This is a genomic window from Psychrobacter sp. FME13 (assembly GCF_014861395.1).
Classification (GTDB): Bacteria; Pseudomonadota; Gammaproteobacteria; order Pseudomonadales; family Moraxellaceae; genus Psychrobacter.
In genome coordinates, this window is record NZ_RRYV01000302.1 from 1 (window position 1) to 1253 (window position 1253).

At 39.8% G+C, this 1253-nt stretch carries 1 protein-coding gene; it reads right to left on the reverse strand.

Going from position 1 to position 1253, the window contains the following annotated elements; translation table 11 throughout:
- Positions 1-58: 58 nt before the first annotated feature.
- Positions 59-1168, reverse strand: coding sequence for a polyphosphate kinase 2 (gene ppk2, locus EI164_RS16185; protein ID WP_192520998.1), 1110 nt, complete (start codon positions 1166-1168; stop codon positions 59-61).
- Positions 1169-1253: the final 85 nt, after the last annotated feature.

The window sequence follows — 1253 nt, forward strand, 5'->3', positions numbered from 1 at the left end:
GCTTATTCTCCTGTTAGTGGATTATAAGCAGTTACACAGAGTTTGGGAAACTCCCGCTTTAAACCGCTAAATCATCTTTTTCGCCCAGCTCATATAAAGCTCCTGCACGACCAACGATGAGTGGATCGACATTACCCACCTGCTTTTTATCTTTATTTTCGTACGGCAGTTTATTGAGTACATAACGCATGGCATTTAGACGAGCACGTTTTTTACAGTCTGACTTAATCACAATCCATGGCGATTCAGCAGTATCTGTATTATAAAACATCGCTTCTTTAGCAAGTGTATAATCGTCCCATTTGTCGAGAGAGGCTTTATCAATCGGTGACAATTTCCATTGTTTTAAGGGATGCGCTTCACGTTGGGCAAATCGACGTCGCTGTTCATCACGACTGACTGAAAACCAAAACTTGATCAAATGAACGCCTGAATCAATCAAATATTTTTCAAAGTCAGGCACTTGTTTCATAAAAGACTCGTACTCTTTATCGGTACAGAACTCCATGACTCGCTCAACACCAGCTCGGTTATACCAAGAGCGGTCAAACAAAACCATCTCACCTTGAGTGGGTAAATGCTGAATATAGCGCTGAAAGTACCACTGTCCGAGCTCTTGTTCGGTTGGTTTTTCAAGTGCAATCACCTTAGCACCACGCGGATTAAGATGTTCCATAAAACGCTTAATCGTACCACCTTTACCTGCAGCATCACGACCCTCAAAGACGATGACTACTTTTTGTCCAGTATCTCGCACCCAATGCTGTAGCTTCAACAGCTCAACCTGCAAATGATATTTTTGCTTCTCATAGTTTTTACGTGATAATCGGTTTTTATATGGATAACCACCTTCACGCCAATTATCAGACAATTCATCATCTTTGATACTACCTGTCTTTACGTAGTTGGCAAGTGCGTGTTTAGCAAATATATCCTTAAGTTTCATCAAATCATCAGGAGAAACATCATGAATCAAGGCTTGTAAATGCTCAGAAATACTATCGATATTACCATCAGCCAAATCTTTCAGTAATACTTGATCAATGACTTCTTTGGTCTTTACGCGAGAGCCATCTTCTTTCTTTTTGGTTTCGTACTTCTCGATGCCTTTTTTATCAGTAATGTAAACATCATTTACTTTTTCAACCTTACTTGGCTTTTTTGTCATAACTTACCCTCCTCACAAAATTAATAAAAAGGTGGTGTATCAGAAAGTATGCTGAGGAGATAAAAGGAGGGTGACAGCCAAAGCA

Bases quoted from the DNA above. Each gene is read 5' to 3' on its own strand.
- ppk2 (WP_192520998.1), bottom strand. From the start codon at position 1,168: ATGACAAAAAAGCCAAGTAAGGTTGAAAAAGTAAATGATGTTTACATT.